9 protein-coding genes, 4 tRNA genes and 4 pseudogenes are annotated in these 15647 nt (G+C 60.7%); 11 read left to right on the forward strand and 6 right to left on the reverse strand.

The features are described from left to right. Positions 1-46: 46 nt before the first annotated feature. Positions 47-2494 carry an acyl-CoA dehydrogenase gene (locus QF045_RS11860; RefSeq protein WP_306492346.1) on the reverse strand — a complete coding sequence of 816 codons (2448 nt, stop codon included), beginning with the start codon at positions 2492-2494 and terminating at the stop codon, positions 47-49. A gap of 85 nt (positions 2495-2579) precedes the next feature. On the opposite strand from QF045_RS11860, the pseudogene QF045_RS27735 reads away from it, so the two are divergent. The 4 genes and pseudogenes from QF045_RS27735 to QF045_RS11875 form a co-directional block, all read left to right on the forward strand. Further along, a pseudogene (locus QF045_RS27735) lies at positions 2580-2723 on the forward strand (cysteine protease); the annotation flags it as partial. Positions 2724-2832: 109 nt separating this feature from the next. Beyond that, positions 2833-3450 (forward strand): glutathione S-transferase family protein, encoded by a 618-nt coding sequence (locus tag QF045_RS11865; RefSeq protein WP_306492347.1) that lies wholly within the window; start codon positions 2833-2835, stop codon positions 3448-3450. A 135-nt stretch (positions 3451-3585) separates the two neighbouring features. Beyond that, positions 3586-4519 (forward strand): annotated as a pseudogene (locus QF045_RS11870) (ABC transporter ATP-binding protein). After that, positions 4516-5295 carry an ABC transporter permease gene (locus QF045_RS11875; RefSeq protein WP_065888200.1) on the forward strand — a complete coding sequence of 260 codons (780 nt, stop codon included), beginning with the start codon at positions 4516-4518 and terminating at the stop codon, positions 5293-5295. Before QF045_RS11870 ends, QF045_RS11875 begins: the two are co-directional and overlap by 4 nt. 133 nt (positions 5296-5428) lie before the next feature. Here the strand turns inward: QF045_RS11875 and QF045_RS11880 are convergent, their stop codons facing one another. After that, positions 5429-5968: a TetR/AcrR family transcriptional regulator gene (locus QF045_RS11880; RefSeq protein ID WP_306492348.1), complete on the reverse strand. Its 540-nt coding sequence runs from the start codon at positions 5966-5968 to the stop codon at positions 5429-5431. A gap of 91 nt (positions 5969-6059) precedes the next feature. Between QF045_RS11880 and QF045_RS11885 the strand changes: the two genes are divergently transcribed. The 3 genes and pseudogenes from QF045_RS11885 (at position 6060) to QF045_RS11895 (ending at position 10411) form a co-directional block, all read left to right on the forward strand. Beyond that, positions 6060-7205: an MFS transporter gene (locus QF045_RS11885; protein WP_306492349.1), complete on the forward strand. Its 1146-nt coding sequence runs from the start codon at positions 6060-6062 to the stop codon at positions 7203-7205. A gap of 123 nt (positions 7206-7328) precedes the next feature. Beyond that, a pseudogene (locus QF045_RS11890) lies at positions 7329-8478 on the forward strand (TDT family transporter). A gap of 57 nt (positions 8479-8535) precedes the next feature. Beyond that, positions 8536-10411: pseudogene (locus tag QF045_RS11895) on the forward strand (MFS transporter). Positions 10412-11040: 629 nt separating this feature from the next. Here QF045_RS11895 and sugE read toward each other — a convergent pair. The 3 genes from sugE to rdgC all read right to left on the reverse strand — a co-directional run bounded on the left by sugE (position 11041) and on the right by rdgC (position 13494). Then, positions 11041-11355 carry a quaternary ammonium compound efflux SMR transporter SugE gene (gene sugE, locus QF045_RS11900; protein ID WP_306492350.1) on the reverse strand — a complete coding sequence of 105 codons (315 nt, stop codon included), beginning with the start codon at positions 11353-11355 and terminating at the stop codon, positions 11041-11043. Between the two features lie 105 nt (positions 11356-11460). Then, a complete protein-coding gene (locus tag QF045_RS11905) occupies positions 11461-12426 on the reverse strand; it encodes a bile acid:sodium symporter family protein (protein ID WP_306492351.1) in 966 nt (321 codons plus the stop codon). Positions 12427-12573: 147 nt separating this feature from the next. Continuing rightward, the gene (rdgC, locus tag QF045_RS11910; protein WP_003172886.1) at positions 12574-13494 is read right to left on the reverse strand and encodes a recombination-associated protein RdgC; all 921 of its coding nucleotides are present in this window, start codon (positions 13492-13494) and stop codon (positions 12574-12576) included. A gap of 159 nt (positions 13495-13653) precedes the next feature. Here rdgC and QF045_RS11915 point away from each other — a divergent pair. The 4 genes from QF045_RS11915 (at position 13654) to QF045_RS11930 (ending at position 14174) form a co-directional block, all read left to right on the forward strand. Then, positions 13654-13729: transfer RNA gene (locus tag QF045_RS11915), tRNA-Val, on the forward strand. A gap of 19 nt (positions 13730-13748) precedes the next feature. Continuing rightward, a tRNA-Asp gene (locus tag QF045_RS11920) sits at positions 13749-13825 on the forward strand. A gap of 177 nt (positions 13826-14002) precedes the next feature. After that, positions 14003-14078, forward strand: a tRNA-Val gene (locus QF045_RS11925). Between the two features lie 19 nt (positions 14079-14097). After that, positions 14098-14174: transfer RNA gene (locus QF045_RS11930), tRNA-Asp, on the forward strand. A gap of 310 nt (positions 14175-14484) precedes the next feature. Here QF045_RS11930 and QF045_RS11935 read toward each other — a convergent pair. Next, positions 14485-15618: a catalase family protein gene (locus QF045_RS11935; RefSeq protein WP_373424436.1), complete on the reverse strand. Its 1134-nt coding sequence runs from the start codon at positions 15616-15618 to the stop codon at positions 14485-14487. Positions 15619-15647 lie beyond the last annotated feature (29 nt).

Here is a 15647-nt window from a genome sequence, read left to right on the forward strand (position 1 = left end):
GCGAGAGTATATGCCTCTCGCGCCCGTATTTATATGACCGCTGGTATCAGCGGACCTTGCCCTCAGCCTGCATCAGCTCTTCCTTGCTGAAATCATCCACGTCGATCACCTTGCGGCGAGCCGCTTCGGCGTCACGCAGGGTTTGCGCTTCGGCCGGTTGCAGCACACCGGCGTGCAGCGCTGCGTCGATGGCATGCTCGCCGGCAGTCGGTTTGACTTGCCCGCTCTTGAGCGCGGCGTGCAGCTTTTTCTGCAGCGGATGGCTGGCGCCGAGCAGATCGTAGGCATGTTGCAGTGCGCCCACTGGGTCTTGCGCCGATTGCGGGCGGTAGCAACCCGCCAGCAGCTCTTCCAGGGTCGGGTCGCCCTTGGCGCGGCCGATCACGGCGGCAACCTCGGCATCCAGGGCATCGGACGGCCCGGTATGCCGGCGCCCAAACGGGAACACAATCACCCGCAGCAGGCAACCGAGTACCTTGTTCGGGAAGTTGCCCAGCAACTCATCCAGTGCGCGCTCGGACTGGCCAAGGCTTTCTTCCATGGCCCAGGCGAACAGCGGTTCCAGGTGATCCGGCGAATCCAGGTCGTGGTAGCGCTTGAGCGCCGCCGACGCCAGGTACATGTGGCTCAGCACATCACCCAGGCGCGCCGACAGCCGTTCACGGCGTTTCAACTCGCCTCCCAGCAGCATCATGCTCAGGTCGGCGAGCAGGGCGAACGCGGCGGCCTGGCGGTTAAGTGCACGGAAATAACCCTGGCTCAAACGGTTGCCTGGGGCTTTTTCGAAGTGACCGATGCCCAGGTTCAGCACCAGCGTACTGGCGGCGTTGCTCACGGCGAACCCGATATGTTGCATCAACAGGCCATCGAACTCCTTCAAGGCCTGGTCATGGTCTTCGCGACCGGCCAGGGCCATTTCCTTGAGCACGAACGGATGGCAGCGGATCGCCCCTTGGCCGAAGATCATCAGGTTACGCGACAGGATATTCGCGCCTTCCACGGTGATGAAGATCGGCGCGCCTTGCCAGCTGCGGCCCAGGTAGTTGTTCGGGCCCATGATGATGCCCTTGCCGCCGTGCACGTCCATGGCGTGGCTGATGCACTCTCGGCCACGTTCGGTGAGGTGGTATTTGAGGATCGCCGACAGCACCGAGGGCTTCTCGCCCAGGTCCACGGCGTTGGCGGTGAGCATGCGCGCGCTGTCCATCAGCCAGGCGTTGCCGCCAATGCGCGCCAGGGCTTCCTGGATACCTTCGAAGGCCGACAGCGGCACGTTGAACTGTTCACGTACCTGCGCGTATTGGCCGGTCACCAGGCTGGTGAACTTGGCCGCGCCGGTGCCCACCGCAGGCAGGGAGATCGAACGGCCCACGGACAGGCAGTTCATCAGCATCATCCAGCCCTTGCCGAGCATCTCCTGGCCGCCGATGAGGAATTGCAGCGGAATGAAGACGTCCTTGCCCGAGTTGGGGCCATTCATGAACGCAGCGCCCAAGGGCAGGTGGCGGCGGCCGATTTCGACGCCGGGGGTGTCAGTGGGGATCAGTGCGAGGCTGATGCCCAGGTCTTCTTCATCACCCAGCAAATGGTCCGGGTCATAAGCCTTGAACGCCAGGCCGAGCAACGTCGCGACCGGGCCGAGGGTGATGTAGCGTTTTTCCCAGTTCAGGCGCAGGCCGAGGGTTTCCTTGCCTTCCCATTCACCTTTGCAGATCACGCCGGTGTCGGGCATGGCGCCGGCATCGGAGCCGGCCAACGGGCCGGTCAGGGCGAAACAGGGAATATCGTCGCCACGCGCCAGGCGCGGCAGGTAGTGGTTGCGTTGTTCGTCGGTGCCGTAGTGCAACAGCAGCTCGGCGGGGCCCAGTGAGTTGGGCACCATGACGGTGGACGCCAGGTCGCCGCTGCGGGTCGCCAGTTTCATCGCGACCTGCGAGTGGGCATAGGCGGAGAAGCCCTTACCGCCGTATTCCTTGGGAATGATCAGCGCAAAGAAACCGTGGGTCTTGATGTGTTCCCAGGCAGCAGGCGGCAGGTCCATGGCTTGACCAATTTCCCAATCACTGACCATGGCGCAGAGTTCTTCGGTGGGGCCATCGATGAACGCTTGTTCTTCCTCGGTCAATTGCACCTTGGGATAGGCCAGCAATTTGTCCCAGTCGGGACGCCCGCTGAACAGTTCGCCGTCCCACCACACGGTGCCCGCGTCGATGGCATCGCGCTCGGTTTCGGACATCGGCGGCAGGACTTTCTGGAACCAGCTGAACAGCGGCTTGGTGAAGTACTGGCGGCGCAGGTCGGGCAGCAGCAGGGGCACGGCCACGACGGCGATCAGCACCCAGAAAATCAACAATAGCCAACCCGGTGCATGGCTCCAGGCGCCCATCGCCAACAGGTAAACGGCGACCACACCCAGGGCGGGCAGGGGCGCGGTGCGGCGGTGTGCCAGGTAGGCAATGCCGAGCACCAGAACCAGTATCCACAACAACAGCATATTCAATCCTCCGTGAAACCAGGGGCGAAACCACCAGGGAGCTTAGTCGGCGTCCGGCCAAGCGGGGTGATCAGGGTGTTACAAGGTGTACTGGGGATACCTGAGTCCCAGCCGCTTCATCGATAGTGACCACCCCGCGGTGGTGGAGTTCGCCGGGAAACATCGCGGAACCCGCGCGGATTTATGTGACCAGGCGGTCAATCAGGCGGTGCGCTGCAACCCCTGCACTTCGAACACCCAGGCCAGCCCGGCGACAGGCAGAGTGATTCAAGCCGCGTGTGAACCGGCGTATGCTGCGTCGTTCATCAAGCCATGTTCACCAACAATAAGGCGCGGTCATGCTGAAGATCTGGGGTCGTAAGAATTCGTCAAACGTCAGGAAAGCACTGTGGTGCGCCGAGGAACTCGGCCTGGACTATGAGGCAATTGATGCGGGCGGGGCTTTTGGTGTGGTCGACACGCCGCAATACCGTGCCTTGAACCCCAATGGCCGGGTGCCGATGATCGAAGACGGCGACTTCGTACTGTGGGAATCCAACACCATCGTGCGTTACTTGTGCGCCAAGCACGCGTCGGACTTTTACCCAAGCGATCTGCAAGCTCGCGCCAGCGCCGAGAAGTGGATGGACTGGACCACGTCCACACTCGCCGATCCGTTCAAGGCGGTGTTCTGGGGCATCGTGCGCACACCGGCCGAACAGCGCAATTGGGACAGCATCAATGCCGGGCGCCAAGCCTGCATCGATGCACTCACGACCGTCGACCAGGCCCTTGCCGAGCAACCTTACCTTTCCGGAGCAGCCTTCGGCATAGGCGATATTCCCTTGGGCTGCTTTGCCTACCCCTGGTTCGAGATGCCCATCGAGCGCCCGGCGATGCCCAACCTGGAGGCCTGGTACCAGCGCCTGAAACAACGCCCGGCCTACCGCAAGGCGGTGATGACCGCGTTGACCTGATACACACTATTAACAGACGTGACTGTACTTGTGCGGCGCGGGCACGCACCATGCGGGCACCTCATCGCAGGTTGAACTACCTGCGGTGTGCCCTCATCTATTGTTTCTATTCTTTTCTTTGGTGCGTAATCCGATATGAGTTCCGCTCTGTCCATCCGGCAGCTAACCAAAACCTACGGCAACGGTTTCCAGGCCCTGAGTGGTATCGATCTGGACGTCGCCGAAGGTGATTTCTTCGCCTTGCTCGGCCCCAACGGTGCCGGCAAATCCACCACCATCGGGATCCTTTCGACCCTGGTCAACAAGACCAGCGGCTCGGTGAATATCTTCGGCCATGACCTGGACAAATCCCCGGCGGCGCTCAAGCGCTCTATCGGCGTGGTGCCCCAGGAATTCAACTTCAACCAGTTCGAAAAGACCTTCGATATTGTCGTGACCCAAGCCGGCTACTACGGCATCCCGGCGAAAATCGCCAAGGAACGCGCCGAGCAGTACCTGACTCAACTGGGCCTGTGGGACAAGCGCGATGTGCCTTCGCGGTCGTTGTCCGGGGGCATGAAGCGACGCCTGATGATCGCCCGCGCCCTGGTGCATGAACCGCGCCTGCTGATTCTCGACGAACCCACCGCTGGCGTGGACATCGAGTTGCGTCGTTCGATGTGGACCTTTCTCACCGAGCTGAACGAGAAGGGCATCACCATCATCCTCACCACGCACTATCTGGAAGAGGCCGAGCAGCTGTGCCGTAACATCGGCATCATCGATCACGGCACCATTGTCGAGAACACCAGCATGGCGTAACCTGCTGGGCCAGTTGCACGTGGAAACCTTCGTGCTCGACCTGAAAAACAACCTGTCGGCGCCGCCGCAGCTGTTGGGCTACCCGAGCCGTCTGGTGGACAGCCACACGCTGGAAGTCCAGGTGGACAAAGCCATGGGCATCACTGCGCTGTTCAGCCAACTGGCGACCCAGAACATTGAAGTGTTGAGCCTGCGTAACAAAACCAATCGCCTTGAGGAGTTGTTCGTGTCCCTGGTGGAGAAAAATCTGGCGAAGGTGGCGGTATGAGTTCCGAACTGCAACCCAACCTCGTCGCGCTGCAGACCATCGTCTACCGCGAAGTGAAGCGCTTTACCCGGATCTGGCCGCAGACCCTGCTGCCGCCGGCAATCACCATGGTTCTGTATTTCGTGATCTTCGGTAACCTGATCGGCCGGCAGATCGGCGATATGGGTGGTTTCACCTACATGGAGTACATCGTGCCGGGCCTGATCATGATGTCGGTGATCACCAACTCTTACGGCAACGTGGTGTCGAGTTTCTTTGGCAGCAAGTTCCAGCGCTCCATTGAAGAATTGATGGTTTCACCGGTGTCGCCGCACACCATCCTGATCGGCTACACCCTGGGCGGCGTGCTGCGTGGCTTGATGGTCGGGGTCATCGTGACCTTGCTGTCGTTGTTTTTCACCCACCTGCAGGTGCATCACCTGGGCGTCACCATTCTGGTGGTGGTGCTCACGGCGACGATCTTCTCGTTGCTGGGGTTTATCAACGCGGTATTTGCGCGCAACTTCGATGATATTTCGATCATCCCGACGTTCGTGCTGACGCCATTGACCTACCTGGGCGGGGTGTTCTATTCCATCACCTTGCTGCCGCCGTTCTGGCAGACGGTGTCCCTGGCCAACCCGGTGCTGCACATGGTCAACGCCTTTCGCTACGGCATTCTGGGCGTGTCGGATATCAAGATCAGCGTGGCGATCACCTTCATGATCGTCGCCACCATCGTCCTGTATGTCGGTTGTGCGCGGTTGCTGGTGAGCGGGCGCGGGATGCGTACGTAACCGCTGACGAATACGCGGTAAAAAATGTGGGAGGGGGCTTGCTCCCGATAGCGGACTGTCAGCCACCCTTTTACTGACTGATCCAAAGCTATCGGGAGCAAGCCCCCTCCCACATTTGGTTTTGCATGAGGCTTTAGTTTTTCAAAGCCAAGTCGATCAGCGTGTGCAGTTCTTCAACAGCCAACGGCTGCGTCGAAAACAGAATACGAAACACCGTGGGGGCTGCGAGCAGGTTGATCAAGCGATCCACACTGGGTGCCGCCTGGTCCGGGTAACGGTCAACGATCACCTGCAACTGCCCGCTCAGAATGCTCACGCAATACCCCGGCGTGACGCTGCACTGCACGTCGCGCATCATGTTGCGTCCGGGCTCCGAGCTCATTTCATCCAGATACTGTTCAGCCCAGGCTTGCAGGTCGCCGCGCAGGCTGCCGGTATTGACCGGCTCGGTGTCCGGCCGCAGGCGCGCCAGGGCCACATCGGCCAGCAGCGCGGAAAGGTCACCCCAGCGCCGGTAAATGGTGGAGGGCGTGACGCCCGCGCGCGTCGCAATCATCGGCACGGTGATACTGGCGCGCTCATGGGTTTCCAGCAGTTCACGCACGGCCGAATGCACGGATTCTTGTACCCGGGCACTACGGCCCCCCGGGCGAAGGCCTTCTTTGATCGCCATGGCTAAAACCTTAACACAAAGAATTTGCTTTAAGCGCTGTCGGGTAGCACACTCCACAAAAGCAAAATATTAGCTTTAGTGGAGCGTGCCTATGCCCAGCAACCTTTCTCAACGGTCCAGCCTGACTTTTCTGGTGATCATGCTGTTGACCTTCCTTGCCGCCTCCAGCGCGCCGACGCCGTTGTACCAGGTGTATCAGGACAACCTGCATTTCTCGGCGGCAATGTTGACGCTGATCTTTGGCGTGTATGCCATGAGTCTTTTGGCCGCGCTGCTGACGGTAGGGTCGCTGTCGGATTACGTCGGGCGCAGGCCGGTGATTTTCGTTGCGTTGATCCTGAATATCGTGGCGATGCTGCTGTTCATCAACGCCAGCAACACCGCCTGCCTGATCGCCGCGCGGGCGCTGCAAGGTTTCGCCACGGGGATGGCGACGGCGGTGTTGAGCGCGACGTTGCTCGATACCGACCGCCTGCGTGGCCCTATGCTCAATAGCCTCGCGCCAATGCTGGGCATGGCCAGTGGCGGCCTGGGCAGCGGTGTGCTGGTGGAATACGCGCCATGGCCAACCCAGTTGGTGTACTTCGTCCTGCTGGGATTGATGGTGCTTCAGGCGCTGTATGTCTGGCGCTTGTCGGAAACCGTCAGCCGCATACCCGGTGCTTTGAAATCCCTGGCGCCGACCCTGCATGTGCCGAAGCAGGCGCGCCGGGCCCTGGGGTTGGCGATGCCGCTGAATGTGGCGGTATGGGCGCTGGGTGGTTTCTATTCATCCCTGGCGCCGTCTCTGGTGCGGGCCGCAACGGGTTCGACGTCGCACCTGATCGGCGGCGGGCTGGTGGCGGTGATTACCCTCAGTGGCGCGGTGATGATCTACAGCCTGCGCGAACACCCGGCGGATAAGGTCATGCGGCTGTCGGCGATGTTGCTGGCGGCGGGCGTGGCGCTGTTGCTGACGGCCGTGCAAAGCGCCAGCCTGTGGCTGTTCTTTGTCGCGAGTGTGGTGGCCGGCCTGGGGTTCGGCGGCGGATTTATGGGCAGTGTGCGCAGTATCGTAGGGTTGGCCTTGCCCCATGAGCGGGCGGGGTTGATGTCAGCGTTCTACGTGTTGAGCTATCTGGCGTTCTGCTTGCCGGCGCTGCTGGCGGGTAGCTTGAGCCGGGAGTTTGGGTTGATCGCCACCACCGATGCGTACGGCGCGCTCCTGATCCTGCTGGCCCTGGGGGCTTTGGTCTGAATGCTCTAGCAGCGTCGTCTATATCTGCACAATATATAATAGATAGAGATATTACCCGTTATATAGATATTCGATCAGCTTCTATGATGGTCTCAACCTCATGCGAGGAAGAGGATTGCCATCATGACCTGCTCGACCACCCTCAGCTACAAACCCTTCAGTCACCTGACCCGTCCCCGGGAAGTGATTCGCCAGTTCACCCCGAACTGGTTTGCCGCGACCATGGGCACCGGCGTGCTGGCGCTGGCCCTGGCGCAACTGCCGGTCAATCTGCCCGGCCTGCGTGCCATCGCCGAAGGGCTGTGGATGTTCACCATCGGCCTGTTCATTCTGTTCAGTGCCCTGTATGCCGCACGCTGGGTGATGTTTTTCCACGAGGCGCGGCGGATTTTCGGGCACTCCACCGTCTCGATGTTTTTCGGCACCATCCCCATGGGCTTGGCCACCATTCTGAATGGTTTGCTGCTGTTTGGCCTGCCACGCTGGGGCAACGCTGTGATCCCTTTGGCCGAAGCCCTGTGGTGGCTGGATGTAGCCATGGGCGTTGGCCTGCGGTGTGTTGATTCCGTTCATGATGTTCACCCGCCAGGAACACAGCATCGACCAGATGACGGCGGTTTGGCTGCTGCCGGTGGTAGCCGCCGAAGTCGCCGCCGCCAGCGGTGGCCTGTTGGCACCGCATTTGGTGGACGCCCACTCGCAACTGGTGATGCTGGTGACCAGCTACGTACTTTGGGCGTTCTCCCTGCCGGTGGCCTTCAGCATTCTCACCATCCTGATGCTGCGCATGGCCCTGCACAAACTGCCCCACGCCAACATGGCCGCATCCAGCTGGCTGGCGCTGGGGCCCATCGGCACCGGTGCCTTGGGCATGTTGCTGCTCGGCGGCGATGCACCGGCGATTTTCGCAGCCAACGGCCTGCCGGGGGTCGGGGAAATGGCCAATGGGCTCGGTCTGGTGGCAGGCATTACCCTGTGGGGTTTTGGTTTGTGGTGGATGTTGATCGCGGTGTTGATCACCCTGCGCTACCTGCGCGCCGGTATCCCGTTCAACCTCGGCTGGTGGGGCTTCACCTTCCCGCTGGGGGTATATGCCCTGGCGACGCTGAAACTGGCGAGCGTGTTGAATCTGCAGTTCTTCAGCGTATTGGGCAGCGTGCTGGTGGTGGCCCTGGCCCTGATGTGGCTGATCGTGGCCAGGCGCACGGTGCAGGGCGCCTACAAGGGCGAGCTTTTTGTTTCACCTTGCATTGCGGGGTTAGCGAATAAGTAAGCAGGATTAGGTAAAGTCGTGGCCTGATCAATAACAGGCCACGCAGGAACACGGACGATGAGCCACCCCTCACAATTCACCTTGCTGCGCACACGGCGCTTCCTGCCGTTCTTCATCACCCAGCTGCTGGGCGCCTTCAACGACAACATCTTCAAGCAATCGTTGATCCTGGCGATTCTGTACAAGCTCGCCATCGAAGGTGACCGTTCGATCTGGGTCAACCTGTGCGCCTTGCTGTTCATCCTGCCGTTCTTCCTGTTCTCGGCGCTGGGCCGGGCAGTTCGGCGAGAAATTCAACAAGGACGCGTTGATCCGCGCGATCAAGCTCGGTGAAATCGTAATCATGGCCGTGGGCGCCACCGGTTTTCTGTTCAATCATCTGGAGTTGATGCTGTTGGCGCTGTTCGCCATGGGCACCCACTCGGCGCTGTTCGGCCCGGTGAAATACTCGATCATGCCCCAGGCCCTGCACGACGATGAACTGGTCGGCGGCAATGGCCTGGTGGAAATGGGCACGTTCCTGGCGATCCTCGCCGGTACCATTGGCGCTGGCATCATGATGTCTTCCACCCATTACGCGCCAGTGGTGGCCGCAGCGATTGTCGGCGTGGCGGTGCTGGGCTACCTCGCCAGCCGCAGTATTCCGCGGGCGGCGGCTTCCACGCCGCAATTGCGCCTGGACTGGAATATTTTTACCCAGTCCTGGGCCACGTTGCGCATGGGCCTGGGGCAGACTCCGGCGGTGTCGCGTTCGATCGTCGGCAATTCCTGGTTCTGGTTCGTCGGCGCGATCTACCTGACGCAGATCCCGGCCTACGCCAAGGAGTGGTTGTACGGCGACGAAACCGTCGTCACCTTGATCCTCACGGTGTTCTCGGTGGGCATCGCCCTGGGTTCGATGCTCTGCGAAAAGCTCTCCGGGCGTAAGGTGGAAATCGGCCTGGTACCGTTTGGCTCGTTCGGCTTGACGGTGTTTGGCCTGCTGCTGTGGTGGCATTCCGGCGGCTTCCCCCAGAATGTCCAGGCCAACGACTGGCTTGCGGTGCTCAGCTACGGGCAAGCCTGGTGGGTGTTGTTCGATATCCTCGGCCTGGGCGTGTTTGGCGGCTTTTACATCGTGCCGCTGTATGCGCTGATCCAGTCGCGCACCGCCGAAAACGAGCGCGCACGCGTGATCGCGGCCAACAACATTCTCAATGCGCTGTTCATGGTGATGTCGGCCATTGTGTCGATCCTGCTGCTGAGCGTGGCCAAGCTGTCGATTCCCGAGCTGTTCCTGGTGGTGTCGCTGCTCAACATTGCCGTCAACACCTACATCTTCAGGATCGTGCCCGAGTTCACCATGCGCTTCATGATCTGGCTGCTCAGCCATTCCATGTACCGCGTCGAGCACCGCAACCTGGAGCAGATTCCGGATGAAGGCGCAGCCTTGCTGGTGTGCAACCACGTGTCGTTTGTCGATGCGCTGCTGATTGGTGGCGCAGTGCGTCGGCCGATTCGGTTTGTCATGTACTACAAGATCTATCGCTTGCCGGTGCTCAACTTTATCTTCCGCACCGCCGGGGCGATTCCGATTGCCGGGCGTAACGAAGATATCCAGATCTACGAAAAGGCCTTCACGCGGATTGCCCAGTACCTGAAGGACGGCGAACTGGTGTGCATTTTTCCGGAAGGCAAGTTGACCGGCGATGGCCAGATGAATGAGTTTCGCGGCGGAGTGACGCGGATTCTGGAAGAGACGCCAGTGCCGGTGATTCCGCTGGCATTGCTGGGGTTGTGGGGGAGCTTTTTCAGCCGCGATCCGAACAAGGGGTTCTTCCATCGGATCTGGTCGCGGGTGGTGTTGGTGGCGGGGGAGCCGGTGTCGGCTGAGGCCGCCACGCCTGCGCAGTTACAAGCGGTGGTCGGTGTGCTGCGGGGGAGTGCCAGGTAGTTCTGTGCTGGATGTGCTGGCCTCATCGGGGCATAGGTATCTACACAACTTTGTAGCAGCCTCCGGTAACCACGATGCGAAGCAAGCCGCTCTTGTTCTTGCTCTTGATCTTAGGCGCCCCGTTAAACCACGCTGGCCGGAATTCGACAGTGATTTGGGGGGTAAACCGGCAGGGATGCCGGTTTAGCCGCCCCGCGCCATGGATGGCGCGTGGCGGCGGCCCCCCAAATCAATGTCGGATTACGGGCACACCGAGCCTAGGCGAGGTGCCGAGTGGTGGGGCAAGAGCGTTTTGCTAACTTTTGCGCTTTTCAAAAGTGAGCCGCCGTCAGGGCGGAACCCTAAGTCGCCGTTACCGCAGCAACGGATATGTACGCGCTCTGATCCAACATCCTGGTCGGCTGTCAGGCCGCCATCGGGAGCAAGCCCCCTCCCACATTTGGATCGCGCGGCATCAATCAGATAGCTATAGGCCGCCAGGTCGCCACGGGAGCAAGCTCCCTCGCCACAGGTTCAGGGCTACGCCAAAGCTGTGTAGATACCTATGCTCATCGGGGGCAAGCCCCCCTCCCACAGTTGACCGCGTTGACCAGTGTGGGAGGGGGCTTGCCCCCGATGGCGGTGGTGACCTAAGTGGAGATCTTGAGGCCAATCAGCCCGCAAATGATCAACGCCACACTGGCCAACCGAAACAGCGCCATGGATTCCCCAAACAGGATAATCCCGGCGATCACCGTGCCTACGGCACCGACTCCGGTCCAAACGGCGTAGGCGGTGCCCAGCGGCAGTTCCTTCATCGCCAGCCCCAGCAGGCCAAGGCTGATAGCCATGGCGACAAGGGTCAGGACGGTGGGCAATGGCTTGCTGAAGCCGTCGGTGTACTTCAGGCCGACGGCCCAGCCGACTTCGAACAACCCGGCAAAAAACAGAATGATCCAAGACATGCTGACCTCGCTTCTTCAGGCGGGGTCGTCCCCGGATTCAACGCTCAACGGCGTCGCGGGGTCGTCCCCGCGAGGGGCCTAGAGTGCCGAACATGGACCGCACGATCAAGTTTGCGGGGTATTCTCCAGCGCGCGGCGGTCCTGCTTTTCGCTCATGCGTCGAAAGTAAGTGGAGAGCAACGCCCCGGAAATATTGTGCCAAACGCTGAACAGTGCACTCGGCACCGCCGCCAGTGGCGAGAAATGCGCGCTGGCCAACGCGGCGCCGAGTCCGGAGTTCTGCATGCCCACTTCCAGCGCCAATGACTTGCGTTGCGCCAATGGCAACTTGAACAGGCGCCCGGTGAAGTAACCGAGCAGATAGCCGAAGCTGTTGTGCAGCATCACCACGGCCATGATCAACAGGCCCGACTCGGCGATCTTCGCCTGGCTGGCGGCTACCACCGCGGCGACGATGATCACGATGCTGACCACCGACACCAGCGGCAACACCTCGACCGCATGCCGTACCCGACTGCCCAGCAACCGCTGCGCGACCACGCCCAGCACGATGGGCAGCAGCACCACTTGCAGGATCGACCAGAACAACTCCATGAACGACACCGGCAGCCAGGCCGAGGCCAGCAGCCAGATCAGCGCCGGCGTGAGCAGCGGGGCGAGGAGGGTGGTAACGGCAGCGATGGCCACCGACAGGGCCAGGTCGCCACGGGCCAGCCAGGTCATCACGTTGGACGAGGTGCCGCTTGGGCAGCAGCCAACCAGAATCACGCCGACGGCGATTTCCGGCGGCAGATGGAAGACTTGGCACAGCAACCACGCCATCCCAGGCATGATCACAAAATGCGCGACCACGCCGAGGGCGACGCGCCACGGATGGCGGGCAACCTCAGCGAAATCTTCAAGTTTCAAGGTCAGGCCCATGCCGAACATCACCAGGCCCAGCAACGGTACGATGGCGCTTTTCAGGCCGATGAACCAGCCGGGTTCGAGGAACGCGAGCACGGCAAATATCAGCACCCAGTAGGCGAAGGTATTGCCGACGAAGCGGCTCAGGGCGGCGAGTGCGCGCATGGGGAAGTCCTTGTTATAGATATGTGTAAATGCGGTCGAATGTGGGAGGGGGCTTGCTCCCGATGGCGCAGTGTCAGCCAGCGCCGCTTTGACTGAACTACCGCCATCGGGAGCAAGCCCCCTCCCACAGTCTGATCTTCACACGGCTTAGATGCCCTGTGGGGTTTCTTCGCCGCCCAGTGCTTCGACCAGTGCCGGCAGGAACTCGCCGAAGGTCAGCATCATCAGGGTAAAGCTGGCATCCAGTTGGCCCAGGGCTTCGTCGCCACCGTCCTGTTCGGCCTGGTCCTGCAGCAGGTCCTCGAACTTCAGGCGCTTGACGGTCATTTTGTCGTCGAGCATGAAGGACAGCTTGTCCTGCCAGGCCAGGGACAATTGAGTCACGACCTTGCCGGTAGTCAGGTGCAGTTGGATCTCTTCGCCGGTCAGGTCCTGGCGCTTGCAACGTACGATCCCGCCGTCTTCGTGGGTGTCGCGCAGTTCGCACTCGTCGAGAACGAAGAAGTCGTCAGCCGGTTTCTGGGTGGTGACCCAGTCGGTCATGATCGCCGTCGGTGCGGTTTTCACGGTCAGTGGGCGCACGGGCAAGGTGCCGATCACTTCGCGCAGGGTGGAGAGCAAGTCTTCGGCGCGCTTCGGGCTGGCCGAGTTCACCAGGATCAGGCCCTGCTTCGGCGCGATGGCGGCGAAGGTTGACGAGCGACGAATAAAGGCGCGCGGCAGGAAAGCCTGGATAATTTCATCCTTGATCTGGTCCCGTTCCTTTTTATAGACCTTGCGCATTTGCTCGGCCTCGATTTCCTCGACCTTCTCTTTAAGCGCATCGCGTACCACGCTGCCCGGCAGAATGCGTTCTTCCTTGCGCGCGGCGATCAACAGGAAGTCACCGCTGACGTGAACCAGGGGCGCGTCTTCACCTTTACCGAAAGGGGCGACAAACCCATAAGTAGTCAACTCCTGGCTTGCGCACGGGCGCGCCAGTTTGGTGGCCATGGCCGCTTCCAACGCCTCGGCATCAACAGGCAGATCTTGGGTCAGGCGATAGATAAGCAGGTTCTTGAACCACATGGGGTGAGTCTCTCCTCTATACAAAGGGGGGCATTATTCTCTTGATCACGCCGCAGGCCAACCCTGCGTAAGCCATTGGAAGGGCTCAAAAAAAAGATTTAAGAAAGTGCTTGCCAGACCTAGGGACGCTCCGTAGAATGCGCGCCACACCGAAACGAAGGGTGATTAGCTCAGCTGGGAGAGCATCTGCCTTACAAGCAGAGGGTCGGCGGTTCGATCCCGTCATCACCCACCATTCGCTTCATGTGTTACGCGCAGCGGTAGTTCAGTCGGTTAGAATACCGGCCTGTCACGCCGGGGGTCGCGGGTTCGAGTCCCGTCCGCTGCGCCATATTCGGTAATCTGGTACGCTGAACGCCAGATCACTACGGAAAGCCCGCTCACTGAGCGGGCTTTTTATTGTCCGAAATACAGCAAAAAATCGCGCTGCAAACTTTTTTTAAATAAAGTGCATTTAAATCAAGACATTACGTTTTTTTGGTGTATGATGCGCCCACACCGAAACGAAGGGTGATTAGCTCAGCTGGGAGAGCATCTGCCTTACAAGCAGAGGGTCGGCGGTTCGATCCCGTCATCACCCACCATTCGCTTCATGTGTTACGCGCAGCGGTAGTTCAGTCGGTTAGAATACCGGCCTGTCACGCCGGGGGTCGCGGGTTCGAGTCCCGTCCGCTGCGCCATATTCGGTAACCTGGAACGCTGAACGCCAGGTCACCACAAGAAGCCCGCTCACTGAGCGGGCTTTTTTTCGTCTTCGATTTATCCATTTGGCTTTTTCTTGCGTGACTCACGCGTTGCCAAGTGCTCGAAGCAAAAGGATGCGGTGCCGAACACCGCGATGAGGGTGAGTACGATCATGCCGAGGGTTGAGCTTTCCACGCTGGCTTCCTACGCAGTGATGGGGTGGGCCATCACCGTAATAGCGAGGTGCGAGCGGCTCAATAGACCCGACGTAATCCTTACGGCGTCGGGCCCATTCTTACGCCGTCTTTACGGCGCGTTGCGGCTGTGGCGGTAGTCACTGACCGCTTCGTAGACCGCTTTGCGCAGCCGGTTGATACCGCCGATGGGGCGGTGCGCTTCCACGCCAAACCAGGGGTTGAACGACTGGTTGTCGCACGCCAGGTTCAGTGCAGGCGTGTCGAAATCCTGCGCGGGAATCCGCACCGTGGCCACGGTTTCATAGAGCGCGTCGCTTTCCTTCCACTCGATGCTGGTGTCTTCGATCGGCATGAATTTGTGCGGGTTCTGTCGCTGGATCTGCAACACGAAACACGCAGGCACCCGGTCGGCGGACAGTTGTTGGTTAAGCGCGCTGCGCAGGAAGTTCGGCAGGTCCTGGTTTTGCTTGGGTAAGCGGTATTCCGGGCAGCTTTGCGGGTCTGGCGCGACACGGAACTTGGCGTTCGCTGCACCGAACTTGTAGGGCGATACGGAAAAGTAGGTGGCCTGCGTCGGGCTGGCGGGCGCGGGCGCCAGTGTCGCCAGGGCGATGAACAGATGGCGCACTTGCCAGCTGCGCGGGTCGAGCGTGGGGAAGAACGCCAGGACTTTTTTGCCATCTGCCTGGGCGCCGATGTTTTGCGCGTACTCCGCCACATCGCTGACGAAAAAGTTTGGATGGCTGAACATCACGAAGTCCTGTTCCGTGCGTGCCTGCTGATCGGCCATCAACTGCTTGCCGGGCACATCCAGCAGCTTGATGGCCATGCCGCGAGCGTCGCGGATGCTGTCGAATTGCGGGTAGGCGTTGCCGTTGGACAGGCGCATCGTTGCTTGCCAGGTCTTGCCCGGTTCGGCGAATACGCCCTGGCGCAAGGCCGGGTCCAGCTCGGCCAGCACGCTGACTTCGGCGTTCACGCAACCATGCGCCTTGGCGTGGGCATCACGCAGGTAGCGGGTGCCTTCGCGGTGCTGGTCGACGATGCGTACCGCCGTCTGGATGATGCCCTGGGTCATGGCGGCTTCTCCCGGCGGGATCTGCTCGTCCGGCGACACCGGGCCGCTGTGCTGCCAGGCGAACCAAACGCTGGCGGCCAGCCATACCAGCAAGCCCAGGCCCACCAGCCACAGCAGTGTTTTGCCGACGAAGGCGCCGAGGCGCAGCCAGATACGCGCGAGCATGGAGGGTTCCTTGTGTTGTGATCGGATAA

This window comes from Pseudomonas sp. W4I3 (assembly GCF_030816195.1).
In the GTDB taxonomy this organism is placed as follows: Bacteria; Pseudomonadota; Gammaproteobacteria; order Pseudomonadales; family Pseudomonadaceae; genus Aquipseudomonas.